We start from the raw sequence: 15166 nt of genomic DNA, 5'->3' as shown, positions 1-15166 counted from the left end.
TGTTTCTGGACTATTTATCCCATTCGCAAAGGCGCTTTTGTGTACACAGGTTGCCAACACAGGTTTCATATCCACAGACATGACTCCCTTTTGGGCACTGGTCCCAGGTGGTAAACGCAGAGCATCGGAAGGCGCTGCAACCATCACCATTGCAGCGGTGGCAGTCTGGCGAAAATGAGTCACCAGTGCATTCATTCCAACCGGCCAGTACGTCGTCAAAGAAAGGGGAGGTATAAACGGCTCCGACAAAGTGATCGCAGGATTTTTCTCCGCTGTCAGTAATGACTTCATAGCCAAATTCGAAGCCCTTACGAGCAGTATTCTGTGCACAAATAGCCGGAGGGTGGTCTGGATTATGATCTTTTTGTCTTAATACGTAGTAATGGCCATTACTGCTCTTTTCGAAATGAGCCAGCGATGTCAGCCAGCTGGCCAGTTGGTCATAGGTCACATCCAACCAGTGGAAGTCGGTCGTAAAATGGGGACCGGTGAACAGTCCATGGGAATACTGACTGTATTCACAGAGGAAAGAGCCAGATTCAAGACCTGGAATTACTTTACCAATGACATCGCCGACATTGTTGGGCGTGGTCGAGGATGGCAATACACAGAGTAATACGTTGGACTTCAGACCCTGAAACACGTTGCTGGTCAGTTCAGAGGCCTCTTTCATATGGTTTGGAAGAGAGTCAGCATGCACCGTAAACACGGCAGTGGTTAACAGCAGTAATGCGCAACAAATCTTATGCGTGATCTTCATCATAAGTTGCCTTTTGTATGGCTGAGATGGCGTGCTGTGATACTGGGTTGTGTCATACGGTAAATGTGCCAGTACCACAACAATAGAATCAGATGAAAACAGACGGCAATGAGTTATTTATCCCATTCGCAGAGGCGCTTCTGTGAGCAGAGATTACCAACACAGACTTGAAAGCCACACTCGTGGCTTCCGGAGGGGCACTGGTCCCAGGTAGTGAAGGCAGAGCATTGAAAGGCACCGCATCCATCACCGTTGCACTGGTGGCAGCTGGGAGAAAAGGTATCGCCTTTGCACTCATTCCATGCAAGGTTAAAGAATGGCGACGCATAAACTGCACCGACAAATTCACTACATGATTTCTGACCATTCTCCGCAGTGACTTCATAGCCAAACTCAAAACCTTTGCCGGAGGTAGCCTGTGCACAGATAGCAGGCGGGTGCTCTGGTTGATGGTCGCTGCACCTCAAAGCGAAGTAATGAGATCCATTATCGTTTTTTTCAACATGAGCCAGAGACGTTAACCAGCTAGCCAGTTGCTCATAGTTGACATCAAGCCAGCGAAAATCGCCGGTATAGAGTGGGCCGTTGAATGCACCATTAGAGTATTGGCTGTATTCACAGAGATAGGTGTCTTTTTCATTACCTTTAACGACCTTACCAATGATGTCATTCACATCCTCTGATCCAGCTGTGGTCGGTAAAACACAAAGTAAAACGTTTGGCTGGGTGCTCTGAAATATTTTGGGAGTCAGTTCAGAGGCATCTTTCATATGGTTGGGAAATGAATCTGAGTGAGCGTGGAGCGTAAATGCGACCAGTAATAGAAATGCGGAACAAATCTTATGTTTGAGGGACATCATCAGTAACCCTTTTCATTGTTCAGGGACAATGGGTATAGGCAAAGAGTAAACAAACGTCAAACGTCTTCTTACCGGTTGTTTACTGATCTGAATTGAGCCAAAAGAAACTATCGCGCGATGTTATAAAAATGCTTTATCTCTGATGACTATGTTGGTTTGGTAAACTACCAGGAGGGCGCTACCTGACTGGACTGAATTCACCATTGTGTTATTGGTGTAAAGTCTGCAGAATCAACGAATAAAAATAACAATAAACAAGAACAAGGATTTCATCCATGTATCAGGCTCTCGTCGGAATAGGGCTTCCTGTTGCTCTCATTCTTATTATGATCGGTGTTGGGTTAAGCCTTACCTTTAATGATTTTACCCGGGTTTTTATGCAGCCCCGTGCTTTTCTGGTGGGCATCACCTGTCAGATGCTGTTGTTGCCTATTGTTGCAGTGCTGATTATTGACCTGGCTGGATTGAGCGGCGAACTGGCCATTGGATTCTTCATACTGGCACTGTGCCCCGGGGGAACCACCTCAAACCTATACAGCCTTCTGGCCCGGGCGGACGTTGGTCTGTCCATTTCATTAACCACCATTGCCGGGTTTATTACCACGTTTACCATACCCCTGCTGGGTAACTGGGCGATTTATCACTACGCCGGTGAAAACTCTCAGTTTGAATTACCGGTGTTGATTACCTGGGTTAAGTTGATGGCAATTACCATTATTCCAACGTTGATTGGTATGGGGATTCGAATGCAATGGCATGGCTTTGCTGAGAGAGCAGAGCCCTATGTCAGCAAGCTCTCTGCCGCGATACTGGCACTGATGATTGTCAGTATCGGGCTGCAACTGGGTGAGAAAGTATTGACGTATCTGCTTCAGGCCGGCTTTGCTGCTTTGGCCCTGAATGTAGTGACCATGATACTGGGGTATCTGGTGGGCAAATGGCTGGTGGATAATGAGCAGCAGGCCAGAACCATCTGTCTGGAAGTTGGTCTGCAGAATGGAACGCTGGCTCTGCTGGTGACCGTTACCATTCTTGATAGTGCCACCATGTCCATTGGCCCGAGTGTGTACAGTCTCCTGATGTTTGTTACGGCCTCTCTGTTCACGATGGCGGTGTTAAGAAAAGATAAAACGGCCCAGTGCAAGGCAGTGACTTCCTGAGGGAAGTGCCTTCTGGTCTGGGCCGTATGTTTGCGTGAATCAACAATAAAAAGGAAAGGACATCATGGCCACGTTTCATCTTGCCCAGGTCAATATTGCCAAAGCAAAAGGCTCAATGGACAGCCCGGTCATGAAGGGGTTTGTCGACCAGCTTGACTACATCAATCAACTGGCGGAAAACAGCCCCGTTTTTGTCTGGCGGCTGCAGACGGAAGAAGGGGATGCCACGGATATTTCGGCTTTTGAAGATGAGCTGATCATTATCAATATGTCCGTGTGGCAAACCTATGATGATCTAAAGCAGTATGTGTATTCGGGCGAACACCTTAGTGCTCTTAAGCAGAAGAAAGACTGGTTCGATAAACTGGAGGGCTCTCACCTTGCCTTGTGGTGGATACCTGCTGGCTCCATACCTACGGTAGAAGACGCAAAGCAGGCACTTGCATTGCTGGATACCCAGGGGCCAACAGAAAAGTCATTTACCTTTGCCCGGCCATTCCCTGCACCTGAACTGCAGAGTGCATAACGGCTATCCTGATGTTTGAACTTATGGTTTTACTGGGTGCTCTCTCAATTTGATAACTGACTCATAGGTTAGCTTCAACCTTTCCAGTCATGAACTCAGACCAAAGTTGTTCCCAGCGCCCCTTACTCTGGATCAGTGCTCTTGTTGTCAAAAGCACTTCCGCTCCTGTTGCTTTCCACCTCATTCCAGAACCACATAATCGTTGCTTTACCAGAGTCTTACAAGCCGCTTCAGTAACTCCTGAACCTATTGGCCAATGGCGTTTAAGCGCCTGATGATAATTCATTAACTGGTGATTGTTTGTAAAATAGCTCACAGCTTTGTAGCGCTTCTCTGTCAGTGCGATTGTCTTTTTCGGGAGCTCGGCTGATTCAATTTCCTGAAGGATTTTTTTGGCTGCTCCACGCTTGTTTTTCAAACTATGTAGCCTGTCTTCAAGCCACTGGTGTCGCTTCGCCTTACTGGTTGGAAACAGTGCTTCCGCTGCTCCAGCTAAATATTCAGATGCATGATAAAAATCGAGTATCTGCCCAGAGGTATGTTGTTTCAAATAACTCCAGTTTTCTCTAGCCCCGTCAGCTACCCCGATGTATGTGGCATTTGGGTAGAGTCGTTTTAGATCTGCAATCTCCTCGTCGAGCTTGCTCATAAAGCTTTGTTTACCATACTCTGGCGAACTGGCTGTATATATCGTGTGGAGCCTGTCTCCATCTGCAGAATATAGGCTCAATGTCCCACACATGGCTTCCCTCCAGCCTTCTTCACAAAGCAGCATGCAGGTTCCATCCAGACCAATGGCTATTGTTTCAACAGGCTCTTTTAGTGGAGGAAGGTGGTAGTGAGTGTCTTGCTGGTCTTCAATTAATGCACCTACTCTGTCCGATAAATGCTTGATATAAGAATTTGAAAGCGTCCTTTGATGGTTGGTCTCAAAATCTTCTTTTACCGCAGGCGCTGGCATCTGGCTGTATTTCCAGGCGATAGACTTGGCAAATTTGGGGGTAGCTGAACCAATAATACCGGCACGAAGATCAAGTGCTGCCAGAGTACTGCCACCTCTGACACCCTGATATACGGAGCGCTCCAAAGGTATACGACCGTATAAGGTTTCATAGTGCTTAAGAACCTTTCCTTTGTAGTTCCACTTCTGCTGATTAACGACGATAGGTTCTTTATTGGGTGATTCAAATAGCCCCAATAACTCTTTTGTTCCAAGCTGCCCGGCTTCATTGAGTGCACGCTGTAAACTATCTTCAAGATTCAGCATGTTGCCTGAATCTATAGAAACTTCAATTTGCAAAACGATGCTTTTGGTAGAGCTGGAAATAACAGAAGCGGGCATGACAGTTAACTATTATGAGTGGTGTTCCCATAGTAGCTGTGAAAATAGAGCACTATTGTTTCAATCATTCAGAGAGAGCACCCGTTTTACTAAGCATTTTCTTATGTTGTCTGTTGCTTCTTTTTATCGCGCTTTACCAGGGAATTCATTTAAAAAGAAATGCACTTCGCCTGCCTGAGGCGAGAGGTAAACGGTTTCAAACCACTGGCTCGAAATATTCTATCCTTCATGTTGGTGAAAGCCCTGTTGCCGGGGTTGGTGTGGAAGAGATCCAACAGGGGCTGACTCATCAGATTATTGATACTCTGACTCAGGATCGAGAAGTGGCGTTTGACTGGGAAATACTGGCAAAAAATGGTGCCAGAGTTTTCGACTCACTCACCTTTGAGGCAACCATTAAAGAACCGGATATTTTGATCATCAGTTTTGGAGTCAATGATACGACGAAACTGACCCTGGGATGTATATTCAGTCAGACCATGAAGGCGTGTGTCCATCGCTTTGCTTCTGGTAATACCCAGGTATTTATGACCTCAATTCCAAAGATCAACCGGTTTCCTCTACTTCCGGCCCCGTTAAGCTGGTTACTGGGAATCAAGGCATTCCTTCTGGACAGGGAGTTGCAAACGCTCTGCCAGCAGGAGGGGTGGACCTATATCCACAGTGAAACGGATCCTGAGGACTCTTTGATGGCTGAGGACGGTTATCATCCCAATGCGTCTGGCTATCGGGCTTGGGCGGGTATTATTGCGAATAAAATAATGGATACCTGGAATTACAGGGTTTAATTGCTCTTATGATCCGGTTCAATGTTTTTGGAAGGCTGATGGTGGTGGAGCGTAAAAGTGGCGAGTGGTTGCTCTATAATGACTCTCCAACGGGGGCTCGAGCCAGAGTGTATGACATTGTGATACCGCCAGACTTGCCCGAATCAAGTCTGGGGCAGTATTTGGACGATATGTATCATGAGCTTGCAACGGAAAAGCACCCTAGTGTTGTTCGAATCATCTGACGGTATGTTCCAATTTTGCTTCTTTACGATGATGCATGAACTGAACCTCTGCTGTAAGGGAGTGACGTCATTATGATTAAGTCTGCGCTGTGGATGGTTGGCACATTAACCTCGTTTAGTCTGATGGCGGTTGGGGTCCGTGAGCTTAGCGGCCTGATAGACACTTTTCAGATTCTGTTTTTCCGAAGTGTCATTGGGCTGGTTATTATTTCTCTGGCGATTGCCTGCTCCGGAAAGGGTGAACGGTTTCGTACTCACCGGTTAGGTTTACATGGTATCCGAAACAGTATTCACTTTGCCGGATCCTATGGCTGGTTCCTGGGGATTGGGTTATTGCCGCTTGCGGAGGTGTTTGCCCTCGAGTTTACGGTGCCTCTGTGGACTGCTCTGATAGCCAGTACGTTCCTGAATGAGCAGCTTACTCTCAAGAAAGTTACCGCCATAGCTCTCGGGCTAATCGGTGTTTTTGTGATCGTTCAGCCTGGCCAGGGAGTGGTCAATTTCTCTTCATTTATCGTGCTTGGTGCGGCCATCTGTTATGCCATTGCCCACTCTTCTACCAAATCCCTCTCTGCAACTGAGCACCCGCTGACCATATTGTTTTTCATGTGTCTGGTGCAGCTTCCTATTGGCCTGTGCTTTTCTTTGCAGAACTGGCAAAACCCGGCTGGTATCCAGTGGTTTTGGATTGTCGTTATAGGCATTACGTTATTGACTGCTCATTTCTGTATGGCTAAAGCCATGCAGACAGCAGAAGCGACAGTGGTTGTTACCATGGACTTTCTGAGGTTGCCAGCCATTGCCATGGTTGGCGTTCTGTTTTACTCCGAGCCTCTGGAATTTACATTAATGGCTGGCGCATTGCTGATGTTACTGGGTAATTTATTGAATATCTACGTGCCTGAAAATAAGCACCAAGAGGCCATCGGTAAATCAAATTAAGGCTGTTATTTAAAAATAAAACCAATCATGGAGTAAGAAGATGTTATTGCATCAGGTTCTGGGTTTGGATTTTCCCGTTATTCAGGCCCCCATGGCCGGTGTTCAGAACTGGGAGCTGGCCGTTGCAGTTTCTGAGGCCGGGGGGCTTGGTTCAATTCCCTGTGGCATGCTGAATGCTGAACAGATTGTCGCTGAGATTAACGCCTTCAAACAGCATTCTAACAAGCTTTATAACCTCAATTTTTTCTGCCACGAAATGCCGGAATTTGATCACCATAAAATGGCGAAGTGGGAGCAGCGGCTGGCATCCTATTATGCAGAGATGAAGGTCAGTCCCCCAAAAGAGATGGGCAGTTTGAGAATGCCATTTGATGAAGCGACAGCAGAGGTTCTGGAAGCCCATAAGCCACCTGTGATCAGCTTCCACTTTGGATTACCTGCTGAGCACCTTGTCAGGCGCATCAAGTCCTGGGGGACGGTGATTATGTCTTCAGCTACTACTCTTGAGGAAGGGTTCTGGCTGGAAGCCAACGGGGTGGATATTGTGATTGCTCAGGGAATTGAGGCGGGTGGGCATCGAGGGATGTTTTTGACAACCGATGTTGCAAGTCAGATGGGTACCGCTTCCCTTGTCACTGAACTGATCGGCCATATACGTGTTCCAGTGGTTGCGGCCGGGGGCATTGCAGGCCATCAGCAGGTCAGGCATATGATGGAATTAGGTTCAGCGGGTGTTCAGGTAGGTACCAGCTATCTGCTTTGCGATGAAGCCAGGACCAGTCCGGTTCATCGAGCGGCTTTAAAAATTGAAGGGGCTTCGACCGCTTTAACCAACCTGTTTTCTGGCCGTCCTGCCCGTGGGCTGTGTAATCGCCTGATGAAAGAGGTTGATGTTATCTCGGATGCAGCGCCGGACTTTCCTTATGCGTCTATCGCGCTCAGTCCTTTGCGTGCAGCAGCTGAGTCCAGAGGCTTGGCTGACTTTTCGCCTTTATGGTCCGGTGAAAACCGGGCAGGCTGCAGAGAAATTTCAGCCTGTGAGCTGACCCGAAGTTTATGGTTGGGAGCTGAATGAGGTTATATTGCCAGAATCAATGAACAGGGGCAGTTTCACTATGAATTCACAACATTTGATCAAGTTGCTTGATGTTGCCAGGCAGAAAAACATGATTGATCAGGACAGTGAATGGTCAAACGGCAGCGAAACCTATCTCAGGGAGATCAGGCTGGAGTTGGATGAGGTTCAGGAGGAGCTGGATTCCGACAGAAACTGCTATCTGGAAGACGAGCTGGGGGATGTATTCTGGGATTACCTGAACCTGCTTCTGGCTCTTGAGCAGGAAGGTAAAATTTCCCTGTCCAGGGTCTTTGAGAGGGCATTGGTGAAGTACAGTGAGCGGATTGATGGCATTCAGCAGGGCAGCTTCTGGTCTGAGGTGAAGAGACAGCAGAAGCAAAGACTGGCAGAAGAACAGGCCGTTGAGAAGAACAAAGCAGAGCTTTTATAGATTTCCCAAGTTTTTCAGACTGGTTGCCAGGGAGGTGTTTTACTTTAGTCATAGAATTGAGTTCTCCCTGGGTGCCGGTTGTTTATATTGCTGGTTGGCTAAAGAGAATAACCAGCATGGATGCAGAATCCAGATTGGTGGAATCAGGCCTGTAACAATTGCATCCAAAGTGGTGTCTGCAAATTGATTGCTAAGTATTGATACGTATCAATATGCGTATTGATGATTTGTTTAATAATTATGCGGTTGATTGGTCACTGGTTGTCACGATTCTGTCATCCTTTCAATGTTAAGTTGTCCATGTTGATAGCATTAACAATACGAATAAAAGTGATCGTGTACAGTCAGAATAAAGAACGGAAACTATCATCCGCAATGTTGAGAATTGAGAAATATACGCTCAGAGATGGGCAGGCGGGCTGGCAGGCGCACCTGGTAAAACCTGACTGTTCCAAAATACACGAGACTCGTCGTTTCAGTTATTCAGACTATGGCGACCTTGCGTTTCAGAAAGCACTGGACTGGCTTGAGAGTCAGTACTACCAGCCCGCTGCAAATGATGCTGATGATCAATACACGGTGATGGCCATGAGTGATCAACATTGAGTGTATTTGTCTTCACATAATTAGGTCGTTGCTATGGATGGCAACTAGGCCCTCATACTTACTGTGTTTTTATATCCACTCTGGGAATTCGCTAAAGATTTTACCAGAGGGTCGGATAATTACTGTCTCCATAATCAGGTCGAGGTTGCCATGGACAGGTATCGCCAAAAGAAAATCATAGATAAGGTACAGGCTTTAATCGCCAGCCACTCACAACATCCAGATAAAGATATTTCATTAACCGGAGAGTTTACCGGTGCTGCTCTGTGTGAGTGTGACGCCATCATTTCAGGATTTGGAGCGTCTGGCATTCTGCTCACCGTTGAGCCTCCTTATCGAAGTGCAAGCTTTTTACCCGATGGAGGTGTGGATCTTTTGCAGCAATGTCATTTATGGTCGGCAAATACAATTAACAGCGCTTTGTTGTCAGCTTCTCCGGTGACGTCTTCGTTCTATGTGCTTTGTCAGAAGCAGTTTGGCCGTGCATGGCAGAACTGGCTGCTTTATGGGGAGTTAGGTGTTTTGGGTAAAGCGGCATCCTGCTTTTCTTTGTCAGAAAAAATGCGTTAAGGCAGGCCTGAATGGCTTGCCATTGTTAAAGTATGAGACTTGTGGATCAGGTTCCAAATGGAGAAAGGGATTATTTACTGATGTAGTTCAATCGTTTAATGAGTTCGTCTGTAGCTTCAACCGCTTTTTTTGCCAGTTTCTCTTCAGTCCAATCACTGAAACTGGGGTTTGCCAATAGCCCCTGCAGTGCCATTGCCGCGACCTGCTTTCTGGATGGAAAAATCAGGTTGGCTTTCTTCTGATTTCTTCTGTTGTTTTTATCTGCCATGCTGCTCTCCTGATTCAATTCTTTAAAGGCATGTTGGCTCGGTGTTTACCTGTCCCAATGGAAAGCATACACAGCCTGCGTATATTCGGGGTTTGGCTCCTTTTCAGTTACGATAGATATGTCTTCAGTATATACCAGAGACCATTATTGAAATCTAATATTGAAGGCTCTGTCCAGCGGAGAAAAGGGGCAGCTACAGGAGGCTGCAGCTGTTGTTAGCGGCGGGGGTATGGCCCCTCTTGATCGTTCAGGCAGCAACGTATCGTCTAATGACAGAACCATGATTTTCGTTTTCAACCAGCGTCTTGTGAAGTGCCTGAATCGCTTTCTCATAGTCGGCCTCAGCAACAATGCACTGCATTTCAACTTGCCGTATGGTCTGGTGCATGGCCATCACATTGATTCCTGCATTTGAAAGGGCGGATACGGTTCTTGCGAGAATGCCTTTTACTTTCAGGTCTGAGCCAATAGCGGAGACTATAGCTGTTTTATGAATAGCCACCTCAGCGGTTGGGTACTTTTGTTTGGTCAGGCGAACAAGCCGGTTAACCTTCTTGCGACTGCCCGTCAGGTAAAAGGTGATACTGTTCGCGTCGGACTCTTTATTTACCTGTTGCAGTTTCAACTCCTGAATGAGCTGACTGATCTCCATGTCATGGTTAATGGACCCCAGCATTTCCTGGTCAAATATCTCAATGGCAGCAACATCCTTACGTCCGGCAATGATCTCTACGCAGGGTCTTGGATTGCAGTAATTCTGATCAATAATGGTACCCAGGTGCTCGGGTTCAAAGGTGTTTTTGATTCGCAGCTTGATGCCACTTTTGCGAATTCCCTGCGCGGCTTTTGGATGGATAGCCTCCATACCGAGGTTGGATAACTTATCGGCAACGTCAAAGTTGGTCATTCCGATGGGAATCACATTGTCTTTGCCCGCAAGTTTAGGGTCAGCACTGCTGAGATGATATTCCTTATGGATAATGGCCTCTTTTGCTCCAGTAATCGATGCAATTCTGGCAAACGTCATTTCGCTATAGCCCCGGTCAAAGGTTTTCATCAGCTGTTCTTCGCAGTGGGTATAACCGGTTGCTATAAGTAGCTGTCTGGAGGGATCCAGAGAATCAAAAGCCTGACGAATCATGTCATCCATGGGGAGTGGGACACTGTTTTTCCAACCAGAAAGATCGACAAATTGGGCATTAACTCCATTGGCCTTAAGGAGTAGCGTTGAGTTGAACGCGCTGTGTGCTTCACCAATGGAAGCGAGCATTTCCCGTACCGTAACTAGGTGCTGTTGAAGCTGGAAATGTCCGTAGGAACATAGGCTGTGGAGGCTGGTCATGCAGGTTTGGGCATCGGTGATCCGCTGCCGTATGAATTGATTTGCCTGTGCCAGGTAGTGATCCGTAAACATGCGGCTGTTCATCTTCAGCAGGAGGCTTTCGACCTTGTTTAGCATGGCCTGCCAGGCATCCTCTTTTTCACCCTCGACAAAGGTTCGATAGACTCCGGCCTCACCGGTCTTTTTATGTTCAAGCAGAAGGTCAGTCACCCCGGCGTACGCTGAAACGACGAAGATTCGATTAAAAACCGTACCATTTTTTTCATTCAACCAGATGTTCTTCAGAACATCTTCGTAGCGGCTCATGGATGTGCCACCAATTTTCTCAACGGTATGAGTCATTGTTTCGGAATATTGCAGTATGAAATGATGAGGGGCTGAAGTGCAGGCAACCGACGCAGAACGCCGGTTACTGGTTTCTTCAAACGAAGAACCTGATAAATTCCAGGGGATTAATGCTTCATGGCTATCAAATACGCACATTTTCAGCGGTCATTCAGAATGGGATAAGCACCATTTTTGTCGTGAACTTCCTGGCCGCTCAGTGGTGGGTTGAAAACGCAGGCCAGTTTAAGTTCACTGTGGGCTCTCAGAAGGTGCTCATCGTTTTTATCAAGAATATAGATAGAGCCAGGCTTGATGGAGTGAACCTTGGAATCCGCCAGTGTTTCAACTTCACCTTCACCACTGATGCAGTAGACAGACTCCAGATGGTTCTGATACCAGATGTGAGTCTCGGTATTGGCATAAATGGTGGTAATGTGAAAAGAGAAGCCCATGTTGTCATTTTTTAGCAGCAGGCGCGTGCTCTCCCAATGCCCATCAGGGGAAACGACCCGGCGCTCTGACTGCTCTGCGTCTTCAAGTGTACGTACAATCATTATTATTTTCTCAGCTGGCTACACGAAACAGGGTGTTGAGTTTATTGTACCCATTGAGAGGCTTGGTATCCGGGATACAAACTTCAGCAAAGGCATTTTCAAGAATATCTAGACCTTTTTTCAGGTTCTGGTCACTGATAATCAGTGGGCATAGGAGTTTGACCACCTGATCCTCAGGACCGCTGGTTTCAATAACCAGTCCATTTTCAAAACAGTTTCGGGTGATTTTCCCTGCCAGCTCCCCATTAACGCAGTCAATCCCGCGGAACATGCCACGCCCACGGGTGCTAAGGGGTTCTGAGTGATGAGTTTCTGCAATGCCTTTCAAGCGGTTAGAGATATACAGTGATTTCGTTTTGATGTCTTCGGAAAACTGGTTATCTGACCAATAGTGGTCGATAGCGGCCTTAGCAGTAACAAAGGCCAAGTTGTTGCCACGGAATGTACCGTTGTGTTCACCCGGTTTCCACTGATCCAGCTCTGGACGGAACAATACAATGGCAAATGGTAGGCCATAGCCACTAAGGGATTTCGACAGGGTAACAATGTCTGGTTTTATGCCGGCTTCTTCAAAGCTGAAGAAAGTGCCTGTTCTGCCACAACCTGCCTGAATGTCATCAACAATCAGCAGTATGTCGTATTTTCTGCAGACTGCTTCGAGATTTTTCAGCCATTCAAAACTTGCTGTGTTAATGCCACCCTCGCCCTGTACCGTTTCAACAATAACGGCAGCTGGCAAATCTACACCGCTGCTGGCATCGCCCAGTACCTTATCGAGATACTCCGTTGTATCAACAGTGTCATTAAAGTAGCCGTCATAAGGTAGCCGGCTGACACCGCTCAGGCTGATTCCGGCGCCACTGCGGTGATGGCTATTACCGGTGGCGGCCAGTGAGCCAAGGCTGACACCGTGAAATCCATTGGTGAAGGCAATTACTTCGGTTCTGCCGGTGACTTTTCTTGCCAGTTTCAGTGCAGCTTCAACAGCATTAGTCCCAGTCGGGCCAGTAAACTGTACGACATAATCGAGGGCTCTTGGCTTTAGAATTTTTTCATTGAATGTGCTCAGAAAGGCCTCTTTGGCTTTTGTGTGCATATCCAGGCCATGAGTGATGCCGTCTGCCTGTATATATTCCAGCAACGCTTCCTTGAATACGGAATGATTGTGGCCGTAATTGAGTGTTCCAGCGCCAGCCAGAAAATCAAGGTATTCGTTACTGTTTTCGTCGTACAGGAACTCACCCTTAGCACGATGAAATGTCTGGGGGAAGGAGCGTGCATAACACTGCACGCCGGACTCCAGCTCGTCAAAGATACTCATTTATCCGGCTACCTCAGTAAAGTGATGGTGTTGTTCGTTGCTGCTTAAGGCCGTCGTTACCTCAGTGGCATCCATTCGAGTGCCGAGGTACAGGATTTCATCCTCGTGGTTACTGTCGAGATGAACGCCGGCTTTGAAATGCTCAGTGGCTTTAACGGTCATTCCGTGGTTTTCGAAAAAGGTCTGGAATAGTTTTTGAGAAGGGATGTTGCTGGGAGATATGGTGGTTTTCAGGCTCTGAAGGGTACCGTGCCGATTGAAAAGCCTGCTTAACATCTGGGATGCAATGCCTTTGCCACGATATTGCTGATCCAGAGCGACCTGCCAGATGAACAGTGTTTCCGGACTTTCTGGTGCAATATAGCCGGAAATAAAACCGATAACATCGCCATCATTGCTCTCAGCAATGATGGAGGTTCTGGAAAAGTCGGTGCATTGCAATAGATTGCAATACAAAGAATTTTTATCCAGAGGAGGGCAGTTATTTATCAGGTTATGTACGGCAATACCGTCTTTTTTCAGAGGTTCTCTATAAGAAATAAGCATAGTGTTTATATATGTTAGTTATACTAAAATTTAGTATTTCTATATATTTTAAAGCATTTGATTCGGGTTAAATCAAGGTTTTGGTTTTTTTTCTGCATTTTTTTGATTTTTTATTACTAATTATTCATCGTATTTCTATGTATTTTTTGCTTGAAATTGTTTAATAGGCATTGAATAGTAAGGCTGACTGAAAGTTTGCAGAGAGAAACTCTAAAAATGGGAAGAAGTCAGGATGCGCTGGTGCTTTTGCGTCAGATTATCAGGTCAACTGATATGCAGGATAAAGAGATTAGTCGTTGTACGGGGCTTACTCTGCCTCAGTTAATGACCATGCAAACCCTTAGGCTATCAACCCAGATTACAACAGGAGATCTGGCGAAAGCGATTGGTCTTACTCAGGCGACGGTGACCAGTATTCTGGATCGTCTGGAAAAGAAAGGTCTGGTGTGTCGTGAGCGTGGAGCAGAGGATAAGCGGAAGGTCTGGATTAGCCTGACTCCTGCTGGGTTGGAGCTGTTAAAGGGTGCACCTACCCCACAGCAGGATCTTTTTACACGACGATTTGAAGATATGCAGGACTGGGAGCAGTCCATGGTGATCTCTGCATTAGAGCGTGTTGCTTTCATGCTTGATGCTCAACATCTGGATGCTGCTCCTATGCTGGATATTGGTCAGATTGACAGAGATGATGCTGGATCAGGCGGTTGGAAGCAGTGAGAAATCAGTGCTATTGATCAAGGCTGGATTGATTCATGTTCTGTTCATTAATAATCTCTTGTCTTTTTACTCTTTGGCTTGGTCAAAGAAACTTATTTAGCTATAACCCGCTGGGTTTTGTGGTGCATTGCTTATTTTTGCCAGTTAGGTAGAGTTAGAAAGGCGTAAAAGCAAATGCACATTGCCTGAAAATAAAGGGGGTAGCGTAATGTCCCGGACAATAAAAGGCTTGATGGCTGCTACTATGGCAACAGCATCCTTACTGGTCAGTACTGCTGCAGCGGCTCAAAGTGATAACCATGTTTACGCTGGGTTGGGCTGGACTGTTAAGCATGGCTGGATACCTTCGGCGATTGCGGGGGTTCGCAGTGTCGATGTGGATGGCATTGGGGACGTAACCGGTGTTGATCTTTCACTCTCTTATCACTTCACCGATGGCTTTGATAAGTTCCTTCTGAAAGGTGTTCGAGGTGAGATTGACTGGCAGGCTGAGCTGGGTGGTGGTTATGATTTTCAGGAGCAGTCACTACTGATTACCGGCGGTGTTCAGGGTCGTCTGGTGAATTTTTCCATGGATGTTTCTCTGGATGGCGATATCGATGGTGGTTTGGCAATCAATAGCATCGATAAGTATGACTGGCAGCCATAGTTACAAAAGGCTCATTTTCTAACCCTTTTACTATTGAGTTAAATTGTATGATCCAGTGCTTTTCAGAGTCGTTTGCTCTGTAAAGCACTCGGTTTTTTCGGATTTATCCATCTGTTTGTTTCTTACGCTCGCATGGCGTGTCGCTCACTTTCTTTT

Annotated in this window: 19 protein-coding genes; 11 read left to right on the top strand and 8 right to left on the bottom strand. The window is 46.7% G+C overall.

Features of this window, described 5'->3' with window-relative positions; genetic code table 11:
• Positions 1–10 precede the first annotated feature (10 nt).
• On the bottom strand, positions 11–763 hold the full coding sequence (locus ACOCLE_RS12085; protein WP_419536878.1) for a hypothetical protein: 753 nt from the start codon (positions 761–763) through the stop codon (positions 11–13).
• A gap of 110 nt (positions 764–873) precedes the next feature.
• Positions 874–1434: a hypothetical protein gene (locus ACOCLE_RS12080; RefSeq protein WP_419536877.1), complete on the bottom strand. Its 561-nt coding sequence runs from the start codon at positions 1432–1434 to the stop codon at positions 874–876.
• Between the two features lie 461 nt (positions 1435–1895).
• Between ACOCLE_RS12080 and ACOCLE_RS12075 the strand changes: the two genes are divergently transcribed.
• Positions 1896–2780, top strand: coding sequence for a bile acid:sodium symporter family protein (locus ACOCLE_RS12075; RefSeq protein ID WP_419536876.1), 885 nt, complete (start codon positions 1896–1898; stop codon positions 2778–2780).
• A 64-nt stretch (positions 2781–2844) separates the two neighbouring features.
• Positions 2845–3306, top strand: coding sequence for a DUF3291 domain-containing protein (locus tag ACOCLE_RS12070; protein WP_419536875.1), 462 nt, complete (start codon positions 2845–2847; stop codon positions 3304–3306).
• 61 nt (positions 3307–3367) lie between these two features.
• Here ACOCLE_RS12070 and ACOCLE_RS12065 read toward each other — a convergent pair whose 3' ends face one another.
• Positions 3368–4648 carry an ISKra4 family transposase gene (locus tag ACOCLE_RS12065; RefSeq protein WP_419532972.1) on the bottom strand — a complete coding sequence of 427 codons (1281 nt, stop codon included), beginning with the start codon at positions 4646–4648 and terminating at the stop codon, positions 3368–3370.
• A 113-nt stretch (positions 4649–4761) separates the two neighbouring features.
• On the opposite strand from ACOCLE_RS12065, the gene ACOCLE_RS12060 reads away from it, so the two are divergent.
• The 7 genes from ACOCLE_RS12060 (at position 4762) to ACOCLE_RS12030 (ending at position 9286) form a co-directional block, all read left to right on the top strand.
• On the top strand, positions 4762–5436 hold the full coding sequence (locus tag ACOCLE_RS12060; RefSeq protein WP_419536874.1) for an SGNH/GDSL hydrolase family protein: 675 nt from the start codon (positions 4762–4764) through the stop codon (positions 5434–5436).
• Between the two features lie 8 nt (positions 5437–5444).
• Positions 5445–5660: a DUF7661 family protein gene (locus ACOCLE_RS12055; RefSeq protein ID WP_419536873.1), complete on the top strand. Its 216-nt coding sequence runs from the start codon at positions 5445–5447 to the stop codon at positions 5658–5660.
• 72 nt (positions 5661–5732) lie between these two features.
• Entirely contained in the window at positions 5733–6602 is an 870-nt protein-coding gene (locus ACOCLE_RS12050; protein WP_419536872.1) for a DMT family transporter, read from the top strand.
• Positions 6603–6642: 40 nt separating this feature from the next.
• Positions 6643–7677, top strand: a complete 1035-nt coding sequence (locus ACOCLE_RS12045) for an NAD(P)H-dependent flavin oxidoreductase (RefSeq protein WP_419536871.1) — start codon at positions 6643–6645, stop codon at positions 7675–7677.
• Between the two features lie 40 nt (positions 7678–7717).
• Entirely contained in the window at positions 7718–8110 is a 393-nt protein-coding gene (locus ACOCLE_RS12040) for a MazG nucleotide pyrophosphohydrolase domain-containing protein (protein WP_419536870.1), read from the top strand.
• 375 nt (positions 8111–8485) lie between these two features.
• Positions 8486–8716 (top strand): hypothetical protein, encoded by a 231-nt coding sequence (locus ACOCLE_RS12035; RefSeq protein WP_419536869.1) that lies wholly within the window; start codon positions 8486–8488, stop codon positions 8714–8716.
• 150 nt (positions 8717–8866) lie between these two features.
• On the top strand, positions 8867–9286 hold the full coding sequence (locus ACOCLE_RS12030; RefSeq protein WP_419536868.1) for a hypothetical protein: 420 nt from the start codon (positions 8867–8869) through the stop codon (positions 9284–9286).
• A 70-nt stretch (positions 9287–9356) separates the two neighbouring features.
• On the opposite strand, the gene ACOCLE_RS12025 is transcribed toward ACOCLE_RS12030, so the two are convergent.
• The 5 genes from ACOCLE_RS12025 to ectA all read right to left on the bottom strand — a co-directional run bounded on the left by ACOCLE_RS12025 (position 9357) and on the right by ectA (position 13644).
• Positions 9357–9554, bottom strand: coding sequence for a hypothetical protein (locus ACOCLE_RS12025; RefSeq protein WP_419536867.1), 198 nt, complete (start codon positions 9552–9554; stop codon positions 9357–9359).
• A 247-nt stretch (positions 9555–9801) separates the two neighbouring features.
• Positions 9802–11238, bottom strand: coding sequence for an aspartate kinase (locus ACOCLE_RS12020; RefSeq protein WP_419537203.1), 1437 nt, complete (start codon positions 11236–11238; stop codon positions 9802–9804).
• Between the two features lie 143 nt (positions 11239–11381).
• Entirely contained in the window at positions 11382–11777 is a 396-nt protein-coding gene (locus ACOCLE_RS12015; protein ID WP_419536866.1) for an ectoine synthase, read from the bottom strand.
• A gap of 10 nt (positions 11778–11787) precedes the next feature.
• Complete coding sequence (ectB, locus tag ACOCLE_RS12010) at positions 11788–13098, bottom strand: diaminobutyrate--2-oxoglutarate transaminase (RefSeq protein ID WP_419536865.1); 1311 nt, start codon at positions 13096–13098, stop codon at positions 11788–11790.
• Complete coding sequence (gene ectA / locus ACOCLE_RS12005) at positions 13099–13644, bottom strand: diaminobutyrate acetyltransferase (protein WP_419536864.1); 546 nt, start codon at positions 13642–13644, stop codon at positions 13099–13101. It abuts the gene before it with no gap.
• Positions 13645–13860: 216 nt separating this feature from the next.
• On the opposite strand from ectA, the gene ACOCLE_RS12000 reads away from it, so the two are divergent.
• Entirely contained in the window at positions 13861–14361 is a 501-nt protein-coding gene (locus ACOCLE_RS12000) for a MarR family winged helix-turn-helix transcriptional regulator (protein ID WP_419536863.1), read from the top strand.
• Positions 14362–14569: 208 nt separating this feature from the next.
• Entirely contained in the window at positions 14570–15010 is a 441-nt protein-coding gene (locus ACOCLE_RS11995) for a hypothetical protein (RefSeq protein ID WP_419536862.1), read from the top strand.
• The last annotated feature ends 156 nt before the right edge of the window (positions 15011–15166 follow it).

This window comes from Endozoicomonas sp. (genome assembly GCF_965196975.1).
Classification (GTDB): domain Bacteria; phylum Pseudomonadota; class Gammaproteobacteria; order Pseudomonadales; family Endozoicomonadaceae; genus Endozoicomonas.
This window is presented reverse-complemented; position numbering and strand designations above follow the sequence as displayed.